Origin of the sequence: Candidatus Dedyshia acidiphila, from assembly GCF_051025295.1 — a bacterium.
Classification (GTDB): domain Bacteria; phylum Acidobacteriota; class Terriglobia; order Terriglobales; family Acidobacteriaceae; genus KBS-83.
This window is the reverse complement of record NZ_JBMGJV010000003.1, coordinates 66,434-89,165: the sequence shown is the minus strand read 5'-3', so window position 1 is coordinate 89,165 and position 22,732 is coordinate 66,434. Positions and strand designations below refer to the sequence as shown.

The 22,732-nt window shown below is 63.8% G+C and carries 17 protein-coding genes and 1 tRNA gene; 10 read left to right on the top strand and 8 right to left on the bottom strand.

Annotated elements, in window-relative coordinates; genetic code table 11:
• Positions 1–205 precede the first annotated feature (205 nt).
• From AC5IJH_RS02240 to AC5IJH_RS02230, 3 genes are read left to right on the top strand one after another with little or no spacing between them, the layout of a single operon-like run.
• Positions 206–1,408 carry a TolC family protein gene (locus tag AC5IJH_RS02240; protein ID WP_491901163.1) on the top strand — a complete coding sequence of 401 codons (1,203 nt, stop codon included), beginning with the start codon at positions 206–208 and terminating at the stop codon, positions 1,406–1,408.
• A complete protein-coding gene (locus AC5IJH_RS02235; protein ID WP_491901162.1) occupies positions 1,405–2,499 on the top strand; it encodes an efflux RND transporter periplasmic adaptor subunit in 1,095 nt (364 codons plus the stop codon). The genes AC5IJH_RS02240 and AC5IJH_RS02235 overlap by 4 nt, the downstream gene beginning before the upstream one ends.
• 3 nt (positions 2,500–2,502) lie before the next feature.
• Positions 2,503–5,724 carry an efflux RND transporter permease subunit gene (locus AC5IJH_RS02230; RefSeq protein WP_491901161.1) on the top strand — a complete coding sequence of 1,074 codons (3,222 nt, stop codon included), beginning with the start codon at positions 2,503–2,505 and terminating at the stop codon, positions 5,722–5,724.
• Here the strand turns inward: AC5IJH_RS02230 and AC5IJH_RS02225 are convergent.
• Both AC5IJH_RS02225 and AC5IJH_RS02220 read right to left on the bottom strand, forming a co-directional pair.
• The gene (locus tag AC5IJH_RS02225; protein WP_491901160.1) at positions 5,668–8,262 is read right to left on the bottom strand and encodes an ABC transporter permease; all 2,595 of its coding nucleotides are present in this window, start codon (positions 8,260–8,262) and stop codon (positions 5,668–5,670) included. The two genes, AC5IJH_RS02230 and AC5IJH_RS02225, sit on opposite strands and share 57 nt — an antisense overlap.
• On the bottom strand, positions 8,259–8,978 hold the full coding sequence (locus AC5IJH_RS02220; protein WP_491901159.1) for an ABC transporter ATP-binding protein: 720 nt from the start codon (positions 8,976–8,978) through the stop codon (positions 8,259–8,261). Before AC5IJH_RS02220 ends, AC5IJH_RS02225 begins: the two co-directional genes overlap by 4 nt.
• Before the next feature lie 50 nt (positions 8,979–9,028).
• Between AC5IJH_RS02220 and AC5IJH_RS02215 the strand changes: the two genes are divergently transcribed.
• A complete protein-coding gene (locus AC5IJH_RS02215) occupies positions 9,029–9,733 on the top strand; it encodes an arylesterase (protein ID WP_491901158.1) in 705 nt (234 codons plus the stop codon).
• 3 nt (positions 9,734–9,736) lie between these two features.
• Here the strand turns inward: AC5IJH_RS02215 and truB are convergent, their stop codons facing one another.
• The 4 genes from truB to AC5IJH_RS02195 are packed head-to-tail and all read right to left on the bottom strand — an operon-like array spanning position 9,737 to position 12,133.
• Positions 9,737–10,612: a tRNA pseudouridine(55) synthase TruB gene (gene truB, locus AC5IJH_RS02210; RefSeq protein ID WP_491901157.1), complete on the bottom strand. Its 876-nt coding sequence runs from the start codon at positions 10,610–10,612 to the stop codon at positions 9,737–9,739.
• Positions 10,613–10,635: 23 nt separating this feature from the next.
• Positions 10,636–11,238, bottom strand: coding sequence for a GTP cyclohydrolase I FolE (gene folE / locus AC5IJH_RS02205; RefSeq protein WP_491901237.1), 603 nt, complete (start codon positions 11,236–11,238; stop codon positions 10,636–10,638).
• A 56-nt stretch (positions 11,239–11,294) separates the two neighbouring features.
• A complete protein-coding gene (locus tag AC5IJH_RS02200) occupies positions 11,295–11,708 on the bottom strand; it encodes a 6-carboxytetrahydropterin synthase (RefSeq protein ID WP_491901156.1) in 414 nt (137 codons plus the stop codon).
• Positions 11,705–12,133, bottom strand: coding sequence for a 6-pyruvoyl trahydropterin synthase family protein (locus AC5IJH_RS02195; protein WP_491901155.1), 429 nt, complete (start codon positions 12,131–12,133; stop codon positions 11,705–11,707). The genes AC5IJH_RS02200 and AC5IJH_RS02195 overlap by 4 nt, the downstream gene beginning before the upstream one ends.
• 134 nt (positions 12,134–12,267) lie before the next feature.
• Here AC5IJH_RS02195 and AC5IJH_RS02190 point away from each other — a divergent pair, with 134 nt between their 5' ends.
• From AC5IJH_RS02190 to msrB, 3 genes are all read left to right on the top strand, one after another.
• Entirely contained in the window at positions 12,268–12,744 is a 477-nt protein-coding gene (locus AC5IJH_RS02190) for a TlpA family protein disulfide reductase (RefSeq protein WP_491901154.1), read from the top strand.
• A 36-nt stretch (positions 12,745–12,780) separates the two neighbouring features.
• Positions 12,781–13,065, top strand: a complete 285-nt coding sequence (locus tag AC5IJH_RS02185; RefSeq protein ID WP_491901153.1) for a hypothetical protein — start codon at positions 12,781–12,783, stop codon at positions 13,063–13,065.
• Between the two features lie 75 nt (positions 13,066–13,140).
• Positions 13,141–13,761: a peptide-methionine (R)-S-oxide reductase MsrB gene (gene msrB / locus AC5IJH_RS02180; protein WP_491901152.1), complete on the top strand. Its 621-nt coding sequence runs from the start codon at positions 13,141–13,143 to the stop codon at positions 13,759–13,761.
• Between the two features lie 64 nt (positions 13,762–13,825).
• Here the strand turns inward: msrB and AC5IJH_RS02175 are convergent.
• Positions 13,826–13,902 (bottom strand) — tRNA-Arg (locus tag AC5IJH_RS02175).
• 124 nt (positions 13,903–14,026) lie between these two features.
• On the bottom strand, positions 14,027–15,037 hold the full coding sequence (locus AC5IJH_RS02170; protein WP_491901151.1) for an energy transducer TonB: 1,011 nt from the start codon (positions 15,035–15,037) through the stop codon (positions 14,027–14,029).
• 275 nt (positions 15,038–15,312) lie between these two features.
• Between AC5IJH_RS02170 and ileS the strand changes: the two genes are divergently transcribed.
• From ileS to uvrA, 3 genes are all read left to right on the top strand, one after another.
• The gene (gene ileS, locus AC5IJH_RS02165) at positions 15,313–18,552 is read left to right on the top strand and encodes an isoleucine--tRNA ligase (protein WP_491901150.1); all 3,240 of its coding nucleotides are present in this window, start codon (positions 15,313–15,315) and stop codon (positions 18,550–18,552) included.
• Complete coding sequence (gene lspA, locus AC5IJH_RS02160; RefSeq protein WP_491901149.1) at positions 18,552–19,079, top strand: signal peptidase II; 528 nt, start codon at positions 18,552–18,554, stop codon at positions 19,077–19,079. The genes ileS and lspA overlap by 1 nt, the downstream gene beginning before the upstream one ends.
• Before the next feature lie 683 nt (positions 19,080–19,762).
• Positions 19,763–22,720: an excinuclease ABC subunit UvrA gene (gene uvrA, locus AC5IJH_RS02155; RefSeq protein ID WP_491901148.1), complete on the top strand. Its 2,958-nt coding sequence runs from the start codon at positions 19,763–19,765 to the stop codon at positions 22,718–22,720.
• Positions 22,721–22,732 lie beyond the last annotated feature (12 nt).

Below are 22,732 nucleotides of genomic sequence, written 5' to 3'. Positions count from 1 at the left end.
GAGATCGCGAAGCCACAACTCTCTGTCTTTCCCAGCGATCCATTCGATCCGCATGACGTGCTGTCGCACCGAGGTGCACTTGCTTCAAGAAGACACGATATCCCTCTCTCCCACGCGCGAAGCTCCGACGCGAGAGAACCGAACCGGGCGAGGCGGGTGCTCATTCGCGCAGCGACTTGCCGTCAGCATCGCCGCCTTCGTCGCGATGCTCATCCCGGTCGCCGTTCGTGCCCAGGCGCCCGCGCCGCTCAGCATGCAGCAGGCGGTCGACCTCGCGAAAACGCAGAATCCAAACCTGCTCTCGATAGGGGCGCACGTGACCGCGACCAAACAGTCCGAAATCACGGCCGGCCTGCGCCAGAATCCCAACTTCAATCTGGTTGGCTCCGATGTCTCGCTGGCAGCGCAGTCGAACAATCCTTACTTCTACTCCGGCCAGGTCTCGCGCCTGTTTGAGCGCGGCCAGAAGCGGCGCTGGCGGTTGGACATCGCTCACTCCACAACGGACGTGACGCGCAGCCAGTACGCCGACCAGGAGCGACAGGTGGTGCTCGCGGTGCGGACCGCCTTTACCCAGATGCTGGCCGCCAAAAGCGCCTTCGAACTCGCGCGACAGAACGTCGACGACTACCGCCACACCGTGGACCTGAGTCGTGAGCGACTGCGCGTCGGTGACATCAGCGCAACCGACTTCAAGCGACTCGACCTGCAGCTCGCGCAGTTCGAGTCCGACTATGACAACGCGCACACCAACCTGATCCAGTCCGCGGAGCAGTTGCAGACGCTGCTCGGCTATGACCGCCCGCGCCCGGGCTTCGACATCACCGGTTCACTCGACCCGCCAACGATCACGATGACTTTGCCCGATGCCGAGCAGAGGGCGCTCGCCGTGCGGCCTGACTTTCTCGCTGCTCAGCAATCGGTGCGGCTGGCCGATGCGAATGTGAAGTACGCCTACGCGCTCGGCACCACAGACCCGACGCTCGAGGGTGAATACGATCGTGCGGGCACCGCCAACTCTGCCGGTTTCCAGGTCGGCATCCCGCTCCGCATCTTCGATCGCAACCAGGGCGAGAAGGCACGCACGAAGTACGAAGCCCAGTCCAGCCGCTTTGCCGAGACAGCCGCGCGCAACCAGGTCGTCTCCGATGTCGATCAGGCGTGGGCCGGCTACGAGGATGCCACGCTGCTGGCGCGCCGCTACAACGGTCACTACCTGCAGGAGGCGCATGAAGTCCGCGACAACCTGGAGTACAGCTACCGTCACGGGTCCGCGACACTGCTCGATTATCTGAACGCCCTGCAGGACTACCGCGCCGTCAACTTGGCCGCGCTCAACGCGAACGTGCAGGTCTGGATCAGCCTCCACCAGGTCAGCTTTGCTGCCGCCACGGAGATCGTCCCATGAGATCGCTCCCCCTGTTCCGCTCACTCGCCATGCCGGCAGCCCTGCTGCTCGGGCTCTCCGGGTGCGAGCACAAAAAAGCCGTCGACGTGGCCGACACACCCGCGCCGCAGTACCGCGTCTTTCAAACCGTCGTGGTGCACACGCAGCCCGTGGCAGACTCGCTCACGCTGGCTGCGCGCGTCCAGTCGAACCCCACGACCGTCGTGCACATCTTCCCGCCGCTTAGCGGCCGGGTGCTCGCGCTGAAGGTTCTGCCCGGCCAGGAGGTTGCGAAGGGGCAGGTCGTTGCGATGCTGCAGAGCACTGAACTGCAGCAGTCCCGCGCCGATTACGAGAAGGCAAAGATCGAAGCCGCGCGCGCCGACCTCCAGCTGAATCGAGCAAAGGACCTGCTACAGCACGAAGTGTTGTCGCAGCGCGATTATGACGACCTTGCGGCGGTCGACCAGGCCGACCATGCCGAACTCGCACGCACCCTGCAGACACTGCACATCCTCGGTTACAAGGAGACCGACGCGAGCGACTTCGTGGCGCTCCGCTCCCCGATCGCTGGCGTCGTGCTCGACGTAAACACGGCGAGCGGCGAGTTGCAGCGCTCGCTCGAGAATGCCACGCCCATCGCTACGATTGCGAACATCGACGACGTGTGGGTGATCGGTGACCTGTTCCCCCGCGATGTGCAGACCGTGCGGCGGGGCCAGCCGGTCCGCGTCACGGTGAACGGGTATGCCGACGCAGTCTTCGACGGCGTCGTCGACAACATCTCGGACGCAGTCGATCCGCAGACGCTGACGTTGAAGGTGCGCGTGGTGCTGCGCAACGTGCGGCACCGGCTCAAGCCGCAGATGTACGCAAACATCGCCATCACGAATCAGAAGCGAAACGCCATCCTGGTGCCCTCCACGGCAGTCATCCGCGACGGCGTCAGCAATTACGTCTTCGTCGAGCCGACCGATGGCAAATACCAGCGTCAGGACGTACGCATCGGCGCACCCCATGACACGAGTGTCGAAGTCATCGACGGACTCAAGGAAGGTGATCGCGTGATCACTACCGGCGCCGAATTACTGCGCGGCGCGGGGTCGGAATAATCGATGCAGGCACTCACACGCGCACTTCTGCAGTACCGCACCATCGTCCTGATCCTGTTCCTGGTCGCGCTCGGGGTTGGCGGCTACGCCTTCGCGCAGCTCGACATCGAGGCATACCCCGATCCGTCGCCGCCCATGGTCGAGTTCATCACGCAGAACCCTGCGTGGTCCGCCGAGGAGATGGAGCAGCAGGTCACGATTCCGATCGAGGCCGTGCTGAACGGGACGCCGAAGCTCACCGAGATTCGCTCGATCAGCATCTTCGGCCTGAGCGACGTCAAGCTCTACTTCGACTTCAACACGGAGTACTTCAAGGACCGGCAGGAGACGCTCAACCGTCTGCAATCGCTGTCGCTACCGAACAGCCTGCAGCCGCAGCTCTCGCCCGAGTCGCCGGTCGGTGAGATCTATCGCTACCAGCTCGTCGGGCCCGGCTACAGCCTGAACGAACTCAAGGCCGAGCAGGACTGGTTCCTCGTGCGCCAGATCAAGCAGGTGCCGGGCATCATCGACGTCGCTACGTTCGGCGGCACCACGCGGCAGTACCAGGCAGAGATCGATCCCAACCGCCTCCTCTCCCTTGGGGTCACCACCACGCAGGTGGTGAACGCAATTCAGAACAGCAACGCGAATGCTGGCGGCAACTACCTGACCCTGGGCACCCAGAGCGTCAACGTGCGCGGTATCGGCCTTCTCAAGTCGCTGACGGACATGGACAACATCGTCGTAGCGGAGCACAACGGCACACCCATCCTGCTGCGCGATGTTGCGACCGTGAAGGAAGGACACCTGCCGCGCCTCGGCAAGGTGGGATTCAACGAAAATTCGGACATTGTCGAAGGGCTCGTTCTGCTGCAGAAGGGCGAACAATCCCTGCCGGCCCTCAGCGCTCTGCGCAAGAAAATCGACGAGCTTAACTCCGGCAACCTGCTGCCGCATGGCATGCAGATCAAGACCATCTACAACCGCAGCAAGCTGGTGAACCGCACCACGGAGACGGTGCAGCACATCGTGCTGATGGGCATGGCGCTGGTCACCATCGTGCTGTTTGTCACCCTGGGCGACCTGCGCATCACCACTATCGCGGCGCTCACCATCCCGTTTGCTGTTCTGTTTGCCTTCAGCCTGATGGTGGTGCGCGGCAGCTCGGCGAACCTGATCTCGATCGGCGCGATCGATTTCGGCATTCTGGTCGATGCATCCATCATCATCCTCGAAAACGTCTATCGGAAGCTCGGTCGGCGCCGCCAGGGTGAGACGCTGACCGATGTGATCGTCGCCGGCGTGCGCGACGGCTCCCGTCCAGTCATCTTTTCGACGCTCATCATCCTGGTCTCGTTCATTCCGCTGTTCACCATGCAAGGCGTTCCGGGCAAGATCTTCGCGCCCATGTCAGAGGCTTACGGGTTCGCATTGATCGGTGCGCTGCTCTACGCATTCCTCTTTGCGCCGGTGCTCTGCTATCTCTCCTCGCCCAAGAGCGTGCCAGGGCAGGAGACCTGGCTGATCCGCAACGCTCATCGCCTGTATGAGCGCGCGTTGCATTTCGCACTGGCGCGTGCGGCGATGGTGTGGATCATCGCTGCCGTTCTGCTGGTCGGCGCCGGCTTCGCCTTTACGCACATCGGTGGCGAGTTCATGCCCGCTCTCGAAGAGGGCAATCTCTGGATTCGCGCGACCATGCAGCAAGACATTGCGTTCCCACAGTCGGCCGAGGTGTCCGACCAGATCCGCAGCATCCTGCGCAGCTTCCCAGAAATCAGCCAATGCCTCTCGCAAATGGGCCGCCCGGATGACGGCACAGATGTGAGCACGTTCAACAACATCGAGTTCCTCGCTGACCTGAAGCCCACAGACGAATGGCGCCCGCAGTTCCATGGCCGGAAAGAAGAGTTGATTGCTGCGATCCAGAAGAAGTTCGCTGCCTACCCAGGCATCGACTTCAACTTCTCGCAGAACATTCAGGACAACGTCGAAGAGGCTATGTCCGGCGTGAAGGGCGAGAACTCGCTGAAGCTGTTCGGCGATGACTTCGACACGCTGACCAGCACCGCGGATCGGATCTACCGGATCATGGTGAAGGTGCAGGGCGTCACCGACGTCGGCGTGTTCGACGTCGGCGGCCAGCCCAGCCTTCTGATCTCGATCGATCGCGCACAGGCGGCGCGCTACGGCATCGCGGCGGGGGACATCAACAACGCGGTCCAGGCCGCCGTTGGCGGCGCAGCCATCACACAGATCATCGAAGGCGAACGCCGGTTCGACTTCGCGCTGCGCTACAGCCCGCAATACCGAAACACGCCGGAGGCGATCCGCAAAGTTCTTCTTCCCACCCCGGACGGGAATCAAATTCCGCTGGGCAACGTAGCCGACATTAGCCTCCATAACGGCGCCTTCATGATCTATCGGGAAGGCGGACGCCGCTACATCCCCATCAAGTTCAGCGTGCGCGGGCGCGACCTGAAGAGCACCATTGAAGAGCTGAAGAGTGACCTGGCGCGGCAGATCAAGCTGCCAGCCGGTTACGAATACACATGGGCCGGCGAATACGACAGCCTGCAGAAGGAGCTGCGGCGACTCGCATTCATCGTGCCAATCTCGCTCGGCATCGTCCTGCTGCTCCTTTACCTGCTGTTCCAGTCGTTCCGCGATGCGCTTATCGTGCTCGCGACGCTGCCATTCGGCGCGATCGGCGGCATCCTGACGCTGATGCTGACTGGCACATCCTTCAGCATCTCCGCCGCAGTGGGCTTTACGTCCCTGCTCGGCCTCAACACGCTCGGCACCGTAGTCTTTTTGACGGGACTGCGCCACCAGCAGCATGATCACGGGCGCGAGCGCGGCGTCGTTCTGGGCGCGCTCGACGAGATGCGCCCTATCGTCATGGCCTGCATGGCTGCCGGACTCGGACTACTGCCGGCGGCGGTTGCGTCCGGCATCGGCTCGCAAACGCAGAAGCCGCTCGCACGCGTCGTGGTCGGTGGAACCGTAACGACACTCTTCGCCATCCTCTTCCTCGTTCCGCTGATGGCGCGGAAGTGGGCGCCGCTCGATCGCAATCCAGGCGAAGACTTCGGTGACGACCGGGACGACGGGCCCGAGGACGATGGCGGCGCTGGCCGAGATGAGTTCCGCGGCAGCGCACCCAGCCCGTTTGAGATGGCGAAGCTATTCGTCGCGCAGCACTTCAAGCGGTCGCTGACCAAGGATCCGCAGGCTGGCTAGCCACCCGGTCAGCACCGCGAGCACCGCCGTGCCACAAGCAGAGGCGATGCTCGCGATCCACTCCGGGTGATAGCGCACATCGATCGCGCGCAGGTGCAGCAGAAGAAACGTCAGCGTGTTCGCGAAGAACACGCCGACAACGCCCGCCAGCAGTCCCAGCACGGTGAACTCGACGCCGAAGACGGCGAGCACTCGCCGCCGCTGCGCCCCCAGCGTCTTCAGCACAACCACCTCGCGAATCCGCCGGAACCGCGTGCTGGCAACGCTCGACGCTAGGATCACGAGTCCAGAGAGAATCGAGAACGCGGCCAGGAAGCGCACGATCAGCGTGATCTGATGCACCAGCCCGGCAATCGTCTCGAGCAGGTCCGCGATGTTGATCACCGTCACGGTCGGATAATTCGTGAACAGCGCGCGCTGCATCTCCGCGATCTGCGGCGGGTTCACATGGACGGCTCCGTACCAGACCACGGGAAGATGCACGAGCGACCGCTCCGAGAGGATGAAGTCACTGCGGCCAAAGGCGTGCTGACCGTCATTCGTATATAACGCAGTGACGGTAACAGGGATGCGCCGCTCCTGGGCTGAGAAGACGAGCGTCGAACCCACGCCCACGTGCATGCGCTTCGCCAGGCCCTCACGCACGGCGACTCTCCCTACATCACCGGCCTTCCACCACGCGCCGGCGTGCACCTTCGCACCTGCAGGCACAGTGTCCGACCAGGTCAGATTGACGGACTGAAGCAGGTGTCGCGGCACGCGGTCCGTGCCGTCGCCCTCGCTCTTCGACTTCTGCTCTGCCCGGATCTGCTCGCTCGACTCCCCGTTCACTGCTTCCAGCCGCCCTGCAATCAGCGGCAGCCGCTCCATCGCGCCACGCACGCCCGGCTGATGCGCCATCAGTGACGACACGCCTTCGAGCTCATCGCTCGCGATATCAATGAGGAAGATGTTCGGCAACCCGCGACCCAGCGTCTCCTGCATGTCCCGCAGCACCGCGTTCTGCATGAGGAAGACAGTCAGGATCAGCATGATCCCGGCGCCTAGCGCAGTGAGCACAGCGCTCGACTGGTTTCCCGGCCGGTACAGGTTCGAGAGCCCATGCCGCACAGCGGATGGCAACGCGAGCCGCGTGCGCGCGAGCGTGGTCCGGAGCACCCGCAACAGCGTGCGCGCTAGCAGCGTGATGAACAGCATCACCACCACGAGTGCAGCGGTGAAGATGCCGGCCACCTTCATCGAACTGGTGAGCCCCGCTGCGATGCCGCCGAGCGCAAGCAGAATCAGAGCAATCGAGAGCCACTGCCCGCGCCGCCGACGCCAGCGCTCCTCGAGCGGCATTTCGGATGGCGGCTCCACCTGGCGCCGCAACACCAGGCTCGGCTTCACGCGCCTGATCTCGAGCAGCGGCGGCAGGCAGAACAGCAGCGTTGTCAGCATCCCGGTGCTGAGCCCCGCGAGCGCTGCACGCCACGGGAAGCGCAGGGTCGGCTCGATGGGCAGGAGCTTCGCGGCCAGCAGCGGGATCGTCCACTCCACACCGATGCCAGCGGCGATGCCGACCAGTCCTCCGATGAATCCGAGCAGCAGCGTCTGCAGCAGATAGATACGCAGGATGTCCGACGAGCGCGCGCCGATCGACTTCATCGTCGCCAGGATATCCATGCGCTGCTCCAGGTGTGCGCGCATCGACATCGCCACACCGATCGCACCCAGCACCATGGCTACGAGACAGATCAGGCTGAGCGTGCCGCCCGCACGGTCGAGCCCCTGCGTAAGCGCCGGGTTGGCCTCGCGGAAATCAGTCACCTGCGCATCACGCAGGATCTTCTCGACGCTGGTGTGCAGTCCACCGACATCGCGGTTCGCATCGAGCCTCAGCAGGAAGCGCTCTCCCGCGCGGCTGCCCGGCTGCAGCAGGCCGCTTGCTGCGAGCCCCTGCTGCGTGACCAGCACACGCGGCCCGATCCCCATCGTCGAGTTCATGCGGTCTGGCTCGCGCTCGATCGCGCCCGCGATGCGAAAGCTGCTGTTGCCTATCTTGAGCGTGTCGCCGATCTTCGCTCGCAGGCGGATCAGCAGGTCTTCTCCCACCAGCACCGTCTGTGGCGTCAGCAGGTCATGCAGCGTGCCCGCAGGCCGCAATCTGTAACTGCCGTAGAACGGATACTTCGCCGGATCGACCGCCTTCAGAGAGACAAGCAGCGGAATGGGATCAGACGGCGTGGAGGCCATCGAGACCAGCTCCGTCACCTGCGTCCGCTCCACCCCGTGCAGGCCGTCCAGTTGCTGCAGTTCCGCAGCCGTGGGCTGGCGAAACATGCGCGCGGAAACATCCGCCGCCATGATGGTGCGCGCCTGGCCGAGCAGCGTCTTCTGGAACGAATCGATGAAGCCGCGCACACCAGTAAGCGCCGCCACACCGATCGCCACCGAGAGGATGACGAACAGAAACTTCGTCCGGGCGGCTTCGAACTCGCGCCAGCCAATGCGCAATGCGCTCGCCCAGCTCAGCCCCTGCTCACTGCGCGCGGTCATCGTCCCGCCTCGCTCACCACCGCCGGTTCCGCCGCCATGCTGTCTTCGGTCACCGCTCCATCGCGCAGCACAATCCGCCGCTCCGCCCGCATCGAGACCTGCGGGTCATGCGTCACCATCACCAGCGTCGTTCCACTCTCACGGTGCCGGCGCAGCAGCAGGTCCAGCACATGCTCTCCGTTGCGCGAATCAAGGTTGCCGGTTGGTTCATCTGCCAAGACGATCGGTGGCTCGAGCATGAAGGCGCGGGCCAACGCAACGCGCTGCTGCTCACCGCCCGAAAGCTGCACCGGGTAGTGATGCATGCGCTCGGCAAGCCCGACGCTGCTCAGCAACTCCGTCGCACGGGCACGCCCCTCGCGGACGCTGCGCGATCGGGCTCCGTTCAACTCGAACGGCAGCAGCACATTTTCAAGCGCGTTCAGCATGGGGATGAGTTGGTAGGACTGGAACACGAAGCCCAGCTTGCGCCCGCGAATCTCCGCGAGCTCGTCTTCGCCAAGGCGCGAGATTGCGGTGCCGTCGAGGATGACCTCGCCCTCGGTCGGCGCATCGAGCCCTGCCAGCAGGCCGAGCAGCGTGCTCTTGCCACTGCCGGACGCGCCCATGATGGCGCAGAACTGGCCACTCGGAATCGTCAGATCGATGCCGCGCAGGATCTCCACGGTGTTCGTCCCGTTGTGTATCGACTTCTTCAGTCCGCGCACTTCGATCATGCTGTCTCCCTGTGTTTCGCGTGCTTCGGCCAGCCTGCTAGATTGAACGTGTGACCCGCGGTCTCCGTTCCAGCCTGCTAGCCGCCGCCCTTCTCTTCTGTGTCACCGGATGCCACAGTGGCCAGCGGTCCGCCTCGTCCGAGCCTTCTGCTTCGACGCAGGCCACACCCGCTCCGCAACCCGCGCCTGCCGCCGAGGACCATCGTCCTGCCCTCGTTGCCTTCGGCGACAGCCTCACTGCCGGCTACGGCACGGATGCCGGAAACAGCTACCCGGACTTTCTCGAACGCGATCTGAATGAGCACGGTTACCGTTATCACGTCGTCAACGCGGGCGTCAGCGGCAACACGACCAAGGATGGCGTCGAGCGTCTGCCCGATGTTGTCGCGCTTAAACCGGCCTTGGTCATCGTCGCCTTCGGCGGCAATGACGGATTGCGCGGACTGCCGATCGACGCCACGCGACGCAACCTCGACCAGATCGTCTCCACGCTCCAGCAGGCCGGCAGCAAGGTGGTGCTCGGCGGCATCACCCTGCCGCCCAACTACGGACCTGACTACATCCGCCAGTTCAACGACACTTACGCGCTGCTCGCCCGCAAGTACCATGTGCCGCTCCTGCCCTTTCTGCTCAAGGACGTCTACGGTGTCGCCGGCAGCATGCAGGCCGACGGCATCCACGCCACCGCGCAGGGCAATCAGCAGGTCGCCCGCAACCTGCTGCCGCTGGTTATACCCTTGCTGCGCAAGCCATAGCCGTCATCCGATGACCGCGACCGGCTGGAACAGCGTGCCCGCCACTCGCTGCGCGATCCCGATCAGGTCATTCCGGTTCGCAAAGACCTTGACGTGCGAAGCGTTCGAAAAGTCTGCGAGATTGCAGAGCGCGCCATTCCGCATGCGTCCTGCAGTGTGCGCATCGACCGTGGTCGAGGGCAGCTCCGGCAGCAGCGTTCGCGGATGCGGCAGACGCTGCTCAAAGCCTTGGTCTACCGCGATCGCAGCGATCTGCTCGAGTGTTATGGCCTGCTCCAGTCGAAACGACCCAGCCGCCGTCCGGCGCAGCGCTGCCAGGTGAGCACCACAGCCCATGCGGCAGCCCAGATCGTGCGCCAGCGACCGGATGTAGCCGCCCGCCGAAACCGTGGCACTGAACTCGGCCGTGTCCGCGCCGACGGACGTGATCGTGAACTCGTGGACCACAATGCGCACCGGTTCGAGCTCGACCGGCTTCCCGGCACGTGCAAGCGAGTGTGCCGTGCGCCCGCCCACCTTCTTCGCGCTGAACGCCGGCGGCCGCTGCAGCAACTCGCCATGAAACGCGGATGCGTGCTTGAGAACTTCCACCGCATCGAGCGACACGGCAGTCGCCGGACCCACCGGCTCGCCCTCTGCGTCGTAGGTGGTCGTGGCCTGGCCGAAGCGAATCGTGCCGGTGTACGACTTCTCCATGCGGCCAAAGTACTGCGCTAGCCGCGTGAAGCGGCCGAGCAACAAGGGCAGCACTCCGGTCGCCATAGGGTCGAGCGTACCCAGGTGCCCGATCGAGCGCTCGTCCAGCAGGCGGCGCAACCGCGCCACCACGTCATGGGAGGTCATGCCCGCCGGCTTGTCCACAATCAGCAGGCCGTTCACTCTCCCACTATATCGAGAGCGCGCTAGTACTGAGAGCGCCCGTGATCGCGCACCAGCGACAGGAACTCCGCGCGCGTCTTGTCTTCGAGGAACACACCGGACATGGATGAGGTGACTGTCGAGGAGTTCTGCTTCTCCACGCCGCGCATCATCATGCACAGATGCCGCGCCTCGATCACGACGCCGACGCCCTGCGGCGAGATAGCCTCCTGCAACGCTTGGGCAATCTCGCGCGTCATCCGCTCCTGTACCTGCAGGCGGCGCGCGAACACATCCACCAGCCGCGGCAGCTTGCTCAGCCCGACCACCTTGCCGTTCGGGATATACGCGATGTGCACCTTGCCGAAGAAAGGCAGCATGTGGTGCTCGCATAGCGAGAACATCTCGATGTCACGCACCATCACCATCTCGTCGTAATCCACATCGAACAGCGCCGATTTCAGGATCTCCTGCGGGCTCTGGTGGTAGCCCTGCGTCAGGAACGTCATCGCCTTCTCAACGCGCTCCGGCGTCTTCAGCAGGCCATCGCGCGTCGGGTCTTCGTCGTAGCGCGACAGCAACTCGGCATAGATGTCCTGGGTCGAGTAAGTCTCCAACCCCTTCGGTGCGCGCTTCGTCACCGGCACATTGTTGATCGGCTGCACGGTTGCCCCGGCATGCGCCACTGCTCGTCGTCCTTTGTTCACGCGGTCTCTCCTGCGTACTCGAAGAAGTTGTTCTCTGTCTCCTCGATACGAATGCGGTCCAGTTCTCCAACGGGCAGCTTCGACTCAAGCAGATCAAAGACGACCCGAGCTAGATTCTCCGTCGTCGGCACCATCTGTTCAAACAGCGGATCGACATTCAGGTTAGTCAGATGAAAGCGCTCCACCACCTGCGGCATCACCACTGCATCGAGATCGGCCAGATTGATGATCATCCCGGTTGCGCCATCGATCGGTCCACGCACCGACACCTCGACGCGGTAGTTGTGCCCATGCCCATACGGGTTGTTGCACTTCCCGTACGTCTCGCGATTCTCCTCCGCGGAAAAAGCGGCACAGTCCAGCCGGTGCGACGCGCTGAATTTGTAACAGCGTGTGAACACCACCCTCATCGCGCGCTTCCCTTCCCCGCATCGCCGTAGCAATCGGCGAACAGCTCCGGGGTTTCATAAACGCGCACGCGTTCCAGCCGCGCACCGGCAATCTTTCCGTCCAGTCGCTGCCAGGCACTCACCGCCAGGTTCTCGACGGTCGGCACCCTGTCCCTGAACTCCGGAATCTCCAGGTTCAAGTGGCGGTGGTCCCAGACATCGACCACCTCGCGGTTCAGCACATCCTTGAGCTGCTTGAGGTCGACCACAAAGCCGGTCTGCGAATCCACCTCACCGGCCACCGTGACCTCAAGCACGTAGTTATGGCCGTGGCCGTTGCGGTTCGCGCATTTGCCGAAGACGCGCTGGTTCTCAGCCTCGCTCCAGTGCTCGTTCCAGTAGTAGTGGGCTGCGGAAAACTCTGCCCGTCGTGTCAGTAGGATCATGCTCGCTTTCAATGTCCTGTCTATCGATGTCGCAGCCCGTCCATCGGTTCCACGGCGCGGCTCAGTCGTTTTGATGGGAGGCGCAGCAGAAGCGACTCCTATGGCTCATACCGGCTCGTATCATAGGAGCACCTATGCGACTCAGCCTTCTCCTGGCAGCCCTGCTCCTGTGCACAGGATGCGACCGCGGCGCTCACCCGCGCCAGACCGGCACGCCTGCCCCGGATTTCACAGTAGCGGACGCCAGCCGCAGCGTCCATCTGGCCGATTATCACGGCAAAGTCGTCGTTCTGAACTTCTGGGCGACTTGGTGCGCCCCCTGCATCGAAGAACTACCCTCACTCACGGCCATGCAGCGCGATCTCCCCGGCGTGCAGGTGCTTGCCGTCAGCGTCGACGAGGACCAGCAGGCCTACAGGGAGTTCCTGACTGAACACAAACTGGGGCTGCTGACCGTCAACGACGTCTCCAGGCACTCGAGTGACCTCTACCACTCCTATCGCTGGCCCGAGAGCTACGTGATCAACCGCGACGGCGTCATCCAGCGCAAGTTCATCGGACCCCAGAACTGGACCAGCCCGGAGATTCTCGAATACCTGCGCCGGCTCTAGGTTCGACCCCGGGCAGGAATGAGCTATCATGCCGCTATGACGAACGTCGATGTGCTCTTCCGGTACGAGCATCAGCCCTCCGAGGCTGCGACGTTTGCGCTGGGCAATCTTAAAGAGGTCTACGGCATCCGCCGGATCGAGATCAACCAGCCGGCAAAGACCATCCGCGTCGAATACGACGCCACCCGGCTCACACGGGCCGTGGTCGCCAACCTGCTGCGCCGCGGCGGGATCAGCGTGCTCGAAGAGCTCCCACTGATCGCTCCCCAGAGCCCGATCGAGCACCCGGACGCCTCGCAGCCGCCGGTGGTGACCAAGTAACAAGCCTTTTCTACCAGCGCGATCCCCTGGTGTAACGCGCCCCTCCGTCCTGCGTCGAACCAAGTGGGTGATTCCATGTTCGGCACAGCTCTCGAGACAGACAAGGCGGGTCCACGCGTCTCGCGGCGAGTGTTCCTCGCCACAGGTGCAGCGGCAGTCGCAGGAGCCGTCCTGCTGCTTCGGCAACGTCCAGATCCGCGGCGACTGGCGGCAGAAAACTTCGTGCCGCCTGCAGGACCGCCGGTCGAGATCGTGCTGTTCTCGGACTCCGGCGAGCGCCTGCGCACCATCACTCTGCCCCACGTCGTGAAGAGCGCCGCGGCCTGGAAGCAGCAGCTCACCGGCGCCAGCTACGACGTTGCCCGGCTCGCAGACACAGAGATCGCCTACACCGGCAAGCTCTGGAACCAGCACGCGGCCGGCCTGTACCGCTGCATCTGCTGCGACACAGCCGTGTTCAGCTCGGCTGCCAAGTACGAATCAGGCACCGGCTGGCCCAGCTTCACCGCGCCCATCGCCCCGGAAAACATCGTGGAGTTAACAGACAGCTCACTCGGGATGGACCGGACCGCCGTCGCCTGCCGCCTGTGCAACGGGCATCTGGGCCACGTGTTCTCCGACGGCCCACCGCCCACCGGCGAGCGCTACTGCATGAACTCAGCTTCGCTGCGCTTCGTGCCGCTCAAGAGCGTGTAAGCGCACGAAGACGAGGGACTCGCACGATTGCCGCGCTTCAGAAATTTAGGATTTGAAGCAGGAATGGTGCGCCCAGAAGGATTCGAACCTCCGACCTATTGATTCGTAGTCAATCGCTCTATCCAACTGAGCTATGGGCGCACAAAGGAGGGTTGCAACTCATTGAGAATAACAAGAGTGCCGGGTGAGAGCAACTGAGCGGAGGCCGGAGCCTCCGCTCATGTTGTATGCACTCGTTTGTTCGCTCCGGCACGCGGCAGAGCGCCTAGTAGATCCGGAAGTTGACCTCGATCGTGATCTCGACCGGGACCGGCTTGCCCTGGAACATGGCGGGCTTGAACTTGTACTGCTTCACCGCGTCAACCGCCTTCTCGTCCAGCCCCATGCCAAGCTTGCGCGTGACCCGGATGCGTTGCGGCATGCCATGAGCATCGACGATCAGCGATACGACCGAGACGCCCTGGTACTTGGCGCGGCGAGCTTCGTCGGAGAACTCGGCGTCGACGGAGTAGATCACCACCGGTGGAGAGACCCCTCCGCCGACGTGATAGACACCGCCACCGTAACCGCCGCCCTCGCCCGGGCCGTAGCCCGTGCCTGAGCCCGAGCCGATACCACCACCGTCACCCGTGCCCAGACCGGCGCCGGAGCCCGTGCCATTCGAGGCAGGTCCCACGATGCTGGTCCGCGGATCGCCCAGGTTCGGCAGATTGTTGTTCGGCAGCGCGATGTTCGGCGGCATCTTGATCGTCGGTTCCACCGCCAGCTTCGGATGATCGTTCTTCGTGATCATCGGCGGAGTGATCGGCTGGTCAGAGAACTTGGGCAGCCGGCCCTTGGGCGCCTGCACCATCTCATGTGCACCGCCACCACCACCGCCGCCCATGGCCGGACCCTTGGGAGCGATCGGCTTGAACTGCGAGATGTCAATGGCCGCGACCTGGGGCTTTGGCGGAATCGGTTTCGGGTGCAGCCTGGATTCAATCGCTAGCCAAATGATGAAGCCGATGATCGCGACGTGGGCCAGAACAGCGAGGGCCGTGGACGTGGGGCTGCGCTTGACCCGGAACGGGTCGGCAACCGCCACCGGCTTCGAGGTCAACTCCAGCGGAGGCAGCTTCTCCGAATGGAACAGGCCGCGGATATTCGTAAAGATCGTCTGCCAGACCGGCTCGTCCACCACCGGATTCAACAGGTGGGGCTCCGGGGCCGCACGGCGATCAACCTTCGGCGGCGTCTGATCGATGTCGGGCGGGGGCAGGACCTGGTTTGTCATAGGCACATCGTGACCTGTACCAGAGGAAGGGACTCGCCCATCCATCTGTCTCTAAGAGTAATTATCTATGGACGCACCACCCCGTGTCTTCGGTTTCCCGAAATTCGCTACCAGTAGAAACCACCGGGTAACGTGGGGGCCGGCGACGGCCAAGGAGCCGACTTCCATTGAGACGGCAACACCTGAGATTCGTGATCGCGCAGAATGGATCGCTGGCAACTTGGGGAAAGGAGCAAACCGAGGTACCTGCCGGTCTACAATGAACTATTCCTGTCATGACTGTTCCAGCATCCGAGCCCTCCGTACCCCTTTCTAAGGACAGCGGTCGCCCCGACCTGAAGTCGACCCTCCTGCTGCCGCGCACCGACTTCCCCATGAAGGCCAATTTGCCCGAGAACGAGCCCAAACGGCTCGCTGGGTGGGCGGAAATGGACCTTTATCAACAGATTCGGGCCGCGCGCCGGGGTGCGAAGAAGTACATCCTCCATGACGGCCCCCCCTACGCCAATGGGCCGATCCACCTGGGTCACGCCCTCAATAAGTGCCTGAAGGACTTCGTGGTCAAGTCAAAGACCATGTCGGGCTACGACTCTCCGTACGTCCCGGGCTGGGACTGTCACGGCCTGCCGATCGAGATCAAGGTCGACGAGCAACTGGGCCGCAAGAAGCTCGAGATGGACCCGATCGCGGTCCGTGCCGCCTGTCGCGCCTACGCGCAGAAGTACATCGACCTGCAGCGCTCTCAATTCGAGCGCATCGGCGTCTTCGGCCGCTGGCAGGACCCGTACACCACCATGTCGAACCAGTACGAGGCTGTGACCCTCGCCTCGTTCTACGAGCTGTTCGAGCGCGGCTTCGTCTACCGCGGACTGAAGCCGGTCTACTGGTGCTGGCACGACCGCACCGCGCTGGCCGAGGCCGAGGTCGAGTACGAGATGCACACCAGCCCCAGCGTGTACGTCCGCTATGCGCTGACCAGCCCGGCCGACGCGCTCTCACCTGAGCTGGCCGGCAAGCCGGTGTACGCGATCATCTGGACGACGACCCCATGGACGCTGCCCGCGTCACTCGCGATCGCATTCCAGCCGAAGTTTGAGTACGTGGCGCTCGAGAACACGGACGGAAACGTCTACATCGTTGCCGCCGAGCTCGCGGCCGCCGTCAAGCAGGCCTGCCACCTCGAGGATGCGCGCGAGATTGCCCGCATCCCGGGAGCGAAGCTCGAATACACCACCTACCAGCACCCCTTTCTGGATCGCTCGATCCTGGGCGTGCTCGCCGACTACGTCACCGCCGACCAGGGCACGGGTGCGGTCCACACGGCCCCGGCGCACGGCGCAGATGACTTCTACACGGGCGAGAAGTATGGCCTCGACCAGACCTGCCCGGTGGACAATGCCGGTCGCATCGTGAACGGGCTGCCAGAGTACAACGGCCTGCAGATCTTCAAGGCCAATCCGGAGATCATCAAGCTGCTCCAGGCGCACGGCGCACTGATGGGGCAGAACGACATCTATCACTCCTACCCGCACTGCTGGCGCTGCCACAACCCGGTGATCTTCCGCGCGACCGAACAGTGGTTCATCTCGATGGAGACGCCGATCGCGCGTCCTGACGGGTCCACGGTTACGTTTCGTCAGCGCGCTCTCGAAGAGATTCGCAACGTGAAATGGGATCCGGCGTGGGGCGAGGAGCGCATTTCGAACATGATCGCCACCCGGCCCGACTGGTGCATCTCGCGCCAGCGCATCTGGGGCGTGCCGATCGCGCTGTTCCTGTGTACGGAGTGCAATCAGCCGCTGCAATCACCTGCGACCTACAAGAAGGTCGTGGACCTGTTCCATCAGCACGGCGCCGACGCCTGGTACGACGGCAAAGCTGACGGTGCCCTACCCGCCGACGCAGCCTGCGCGAACTGTGGCAATCGCGCGTTCCGGCGCGAGACGGACATTCTCGATGTCTGGATCGACTCGGGCACAAGCTGGGCGGCCGTGCTCGAGACGCAGCCCGAACTGCAGTTCCCCTGCGACCTTTACACCGAGGGTGGCGACCAGCACCGCGGCTGGTTCCACTCCTCGCTGCTGTTCTCGGTAGGGCTGCGCGACATCGCACCCTACAAGATGGTCGCGACCTCTGGCTGGACGCTCGATGAACAGCGCCGCGCGTTTTCGAAGTCGCTCGGCAATGGCGTCGATCCGGTGGATATCGCGAAGCGGCTGGGTGGCGAGATCGTGCGGCTGTGGGTGGCCTCGGTCGACTTCCGCGAGGACGTCGTCGCCAGCGAGAACCTGATGCAGCGTGCTGCGGAAACCTACCGCAAGCTGCGCAACACCTTCCGCTTCATGCTCGGCAACCTGGCCGATTTCGATCCGGCGCAGAATGCGGTCGAATGGGACAAGCTCGAACCACTGGACCAGTACATGCTGGCGCGCGCCCGCGAGCTGACGACCAAGGTGCTCGGCTGGTACGAGGAGTTCGAGTTCCACCGGATTTACCAGGCCGTGAACGAATTTGCGATCGTCGACCTGAGCGCGCTCTATGCCGACGTGCTCAAGGATCGCCTGTACACCTTCGCGCCCAATTCGCCGCAACGGCGCGCCGCGCAGACCGTGCTCTGGAAGATCACCGACGCGCTCGCGCGGCTGATGGCGCCGATCCTCAGCTTCCTCTCGGACGAGGTCTGGCAGTATCTGCCCGAAAATGGCGGTCAGCATGAGGTGCTGACAAACACGGCGGAAGCAGAAGCTACGTACGACAGCAATGCGAATTACGCTCACGTCCGGCTACGTATTCAGCCGAATGCGCCAGGAGAGGGCTTAAGCTTCAGCAGCAAGCAGGCGGGCCACTCACGCTACGTGACCGCCATCAAGCACGGCGTCCATCAGGCAAGCAGGAACGGGATCTTGCAAGGGCTGGCGATCTCAGATGTACACGTCACACTTCTCGACACGACCGAGCAGGCTGACAGTTCCAATGATTTGAGCTTCAGCATCGCTGCAGGTCAGGCGTTCAAAGAGGCTGCGAGGCAATGCGCCGTGGTCATGGCAGAGAGGCCGCAAAGACCCGCAAGCGTCCATACGGCACTGTTTCCTTCTCCCGACGATCTCGCACCTCTCTACCTCGAAGCATTCCTAGCTGACTGGTCACAGTTGTTAAGCATCCGCGAGGTAGCGTTGCTCTCGCTCGAAGAGGCACGGAAGCAGAAGCGCATCGGCAAGGCCCTTGAAGCGAAGATCATCCTCGAGCTGCCGGTGGCATCACTCGCTGTCGGGCGGCGCTACGAGTCCAGCCTTAAGGAGTTGCTCAACGTCTCGCAGGTGACGCTCTCTGGCAACAGCGGCGGTGACGAGATTCGCGCCACCACCATCGCTGCCGACGGCACGAAGTGCACACGCTGCTGGAACTACCGCACCGACATCGGCGTCGATCCGCGCTGGCCCGAGGTGTGCGGCCGCTGCGCTGGTGCGCTCGAAGAGATCGGCTTCCCGCCGCTCAACGCAGAGGTCCCGGCCTGATGGCTACCGAAACCGTCACCGCGGCGTCCGTTCCGGAGCGTCGCGGCTGGCACTTCCCTGGCCTGCTGTTCGCGCTGTCGCTGCTCGTCATCGTGGTCGACCGCGTCACCAAGATCGCAGTCGACCATTCACTGCGGCTGGGCAGCGCGCATGAGGTGATCCCGAAGGTCTTCCGCATCACGCATGTGCTGAACACGGGCGCGGCCTTCTCGCTGTTCGGCGACTCCGCATCGCCGGAGCTGGTGCGCTGGATGCTGGTGGGCTTCTCGCTGGTGGCCGCGGTCGCGATCATCGTGATCCTGCTGCGCACCGGCCGGCGCATCACGATGACCGGCATCGCGCTCGCGCTGATACTCGGCGGGGCACTCGGCAACGTCTACGACCGAATCAAGACGGGCGCGGTGATCGACTTCCTCGAAGTCCACATCGTCCACTACCACTGGCCCGACTTCAACGTGGCGGACTCGTGCATCGTTGTCGGCGGGATACTGCTGGTGCTGGACTCGCTGATCGCCGCACGGGAGTAGGCAGGTCATGGCTGTACATCTTGCAACATGCCGCTTGGCCTACGGAGTGCTTCTGGCTGGATGCAGCATCGGCTGCACGCCGTGCTCGAGTCACGAGGTGGCACGGGCAGTCTCGCCGGATCGCGTGCTCAGCGCGAGGCTGACCGAGACTAACGCGGGCGCCACTACCTCCTTCGGCTATGACGTGAGTGTGGAAGCAGTAGGGAGAGCTCAGTCTGTCCGGGTTGCGAGCTTGTATGGTGCCGTTCGGAACCAACAGGCCTACGGAGTCAACCTGCTCTGGACGGATGAGCACACCCTTCGGATCCGATACTTGAGCGCGAGGTCAGTCTCCAATGTCATGACGTTCTCGCAGGTCGACGGCCACCCTGTGGATGTTGTCCTTGAGTCCGGAATCGAAGACGAAAGGGCGCCGGCTGGCGGCATGTTTTTCAACCTGCAAAAGCACGCGCGTTAGCAACTGCTTCAATCAGGATATGGGTGAGGCGTGAAGGAACGCCTCACGCACGCCCAATTAGACAGCAGCACTCCCGGGCGGCGACCAACGGGAGCCGCTTCACCTCACGCACGTGAGTGCGTCTGCCTGGACGGCAGGTCCCACGGGAATGCGTTCGCCCATGCGGTCCGCACTATACTGAAGAGTGCATCCCCAAGCTCCGAAAGACGCACTGGATACCCCTCGAGTGAATGACGCGATCATCATCCGCGGCGCGCGGACCCATAATTTGAAGGGCGTTGACTGCGACATTCCGCACGGCAAGCTGACCGTGGTGTCGGGCGTGTCCGGGTCGGGCAAATCGTCGCTCGCGTTCGACACGATCTACGCCGAAGGCCAGCGGCGCTACGTCGAGTCTCTGTCCGCGTACGCGCGCCAGTTCCTCGAGCGGATCGAGAAGCCGGACGTCGAGTTGATCGACGGGCTCGCGCCGGCGATCGCCATTAAGCAGAAGAACTCGACGCGCAATCCGCGCTCCACGGTCGCGACCGCCACCGAGATCTACGACTACATGCGGCTGCTGTACGCGCGCTGCGGCACGATGCACTGCATCGTCTGCGGCAACCTGGTGCGCCGCGATTCCGTCGACGAGATCGCCACAGCGATCCTCGCGCTTGGTGAAGGCACGCGCCTGCACGCGCTGTTCCCCGTCGAGATGCGCCGCCCGCCTGCGTCCGAAGATCTGCCTGTGAACGAGCACCCGAAGGATGAGGCCGAGCCGGTTGCAAAGCCCCGCCGCGCCAAAAAGGCAGCAGCAAAGAAGACCGAGGAGACGCCCGAGCCGCTCTCGGATGCGCTGCGCCAGCGGCTGACCGACCTGCGCGCGCGGGGCTTCAATCGCCTCTACCAGAACAAGCAGATCTACGAGTTCTCATCGCCCGAGTCGCTACTCGAGATCGACTTCACGCAGCCGGTGTTCGTGCTCATCGACCGCATCGCGGTCTCGTCGGACGCGCGCGCACGTATCGTGGATGCAGCCGAGATCGGCTATCGCGAGTCGGGGGAGATCGTCTACGAAGTCGTGCCGCGTGAGGATGACGGCGCACCGCGCTCGACGCACCGCTTCTCCCGCGAGTATGAGTGCAAGCAGTGCCGCCGGTTGTATCGCGAGCCGGAGCCGCGCCTGTTCTCGTTCAACAACCCGTACGGCGCCTGCCCACGCTGCCAGGGCTTCGGTAACACGATCGACTTCGATCTTGACCTGATCATCCCGGACAAGAACAAGACGCTCGACCAGGGCGCCATCGATCCCTGGACGCGGCCGAAGTACCGGCCCTACCAGACAGAGTTGCGCCGCGCTGCGCGCGAATACAGCATCCCGCTCGACGTGCCCTGGTACGAGCTCACGGCGGAGCAGCAGGCGCTGGTGCTCGATGGACATGGCGGCTTCCTTGGCGTGCACGGCTTCTTCGAGCTGATGGAGCGCAAGAAGTACAAGCTGCACGTGCGGGTCATGCTGTCGAAGTACCGCGGCTACGCGCGCTGCCCGGACTGCAAGGGCGAGCGGCTGCGCGCCGAAGCCCGTGCGGTGCTGCTCGATGGTCGGAACATCTGCCAAACGGCTGCGCTCACGATCGCCGCAGCGCACCAGTTCTTTGCTGCGCTCCAGTTGACGCGCGAGCAGGAGGAGATCGCCGGCTCGATCCTCAAAGAAGTGCAGCAGCGGTTACGCTTCCTCGACTCCGTCGGCCTCGACTACCTCACGCTCGACCGCCTCGCCTCGACACTCTCAGGCGGCGAGTCGCAACGCATTCAACTCGCTACGTCGCTCGGGTCGCAGCTCGTCGGCGCACTGTACGTGCTCGACGAGCCTTCGATTGGCCTGCACACGCGCGACACCGCCAAGCTGATCCGCATTCTCGAAAACCTGCGCGATCTCGGCAACACGATCCTCGTCGTCGAGCACGATCCCGATGTTCTCCGCGCAGCTGACTACCTGCTCGACCTGGGGCCGGGTGCGGGCGAGTACGGCGGACGCCTGCTGGCAGCGGGCACAGTCGCGGAAGTCGAGCACAATCCCGACTCGCTCACCGGCCGCTACCTGTCGGGTGCGCTCACGATCCCTGTGCCCTCGCGGCGACGCGAGCCGGGCCGAGAGAAGCTCGTGCTCCGCGGTGCGCGCGTGCACAATCTCCGCAACGTCGATGTGGAGATCCCGCTCGGCATGCTGACCTGCGTGACCGGCGTCTCCGGTTCGGGCAAGTCGACGCTTGTTCACCAGGTGCTCTATCGCGCGATCGCGCACCAGCTTGGGCAGACCGAGGGCGGCGACCCTAGCGGACTGTATCGCGAACTGACCGGGGTGGAGCGCCTGAACGACGTCGTGCTGGTCGACCAGAATCCCATCGGGCGCACGCCGCGATCAAACCCGATCACGTACATCAAGGCCTTCGACGCGATCCGCGAGCTCTTCGCCGCGCAGCCCGAGGCGGAACGCCGCGGCTACGGCGCCGGCCATTTCTCGTTCAACGTGCCGGGCGGTCGCTGCGATGTGTGCGAAGGCGACGGCACGGTCACCGTCGAGATGCAGTTCCTGGCGGATGTCGAGCTTCCCTGCGAAGAATGTAACGCCACGCGTTACAAAGCTTCCACCCTCGAGGTGAAGTACAAGGGCCGCAACATCTCCGAGGTGCTGGCGCTCTCGGTGAAGGAGGGGCTACGCTTCTTCGCTGGCCATCCGCGCATTCTCGATAAGCTCGCCGTACTCGACGAGGTAGGGCTGGGCTATGTGCGGCTCGGCCAGTCCGCGACCACGCTCTCGGGCGGCGAGGCGCAGCGCGTCAAGCTCGCTGCCCACCTTGCCTCCGTGCGCACGTCCAACGGCAAGTTGACCCGCTCCCGCACGCTCTACATCCTCGACGAGCCGACCACCGGGCTGCACTTCGACGATGTGGGCAAGCTGCTCCACGCGTTTCGCAAGCTGATCGACGGCGGCGGCTCCCTGCTAGTCATTGAGCACAACCTGGACGTGATCAAGTCCGCGGACTGGGTCATCGACATGGGCCCGGAGGGCGGCTCTGGCGGCGGCGAGGTCGTCGCGGTCGGCACGCCGGAGGAGATCGCGGCAGTCGAGGGCTCACACACCGGCTACTGGCTCGCGCGCGTGCTCAAGGAATCGGCAGATCGCGCAGCGGTTGCGCTTTGATCAGGACGGCAT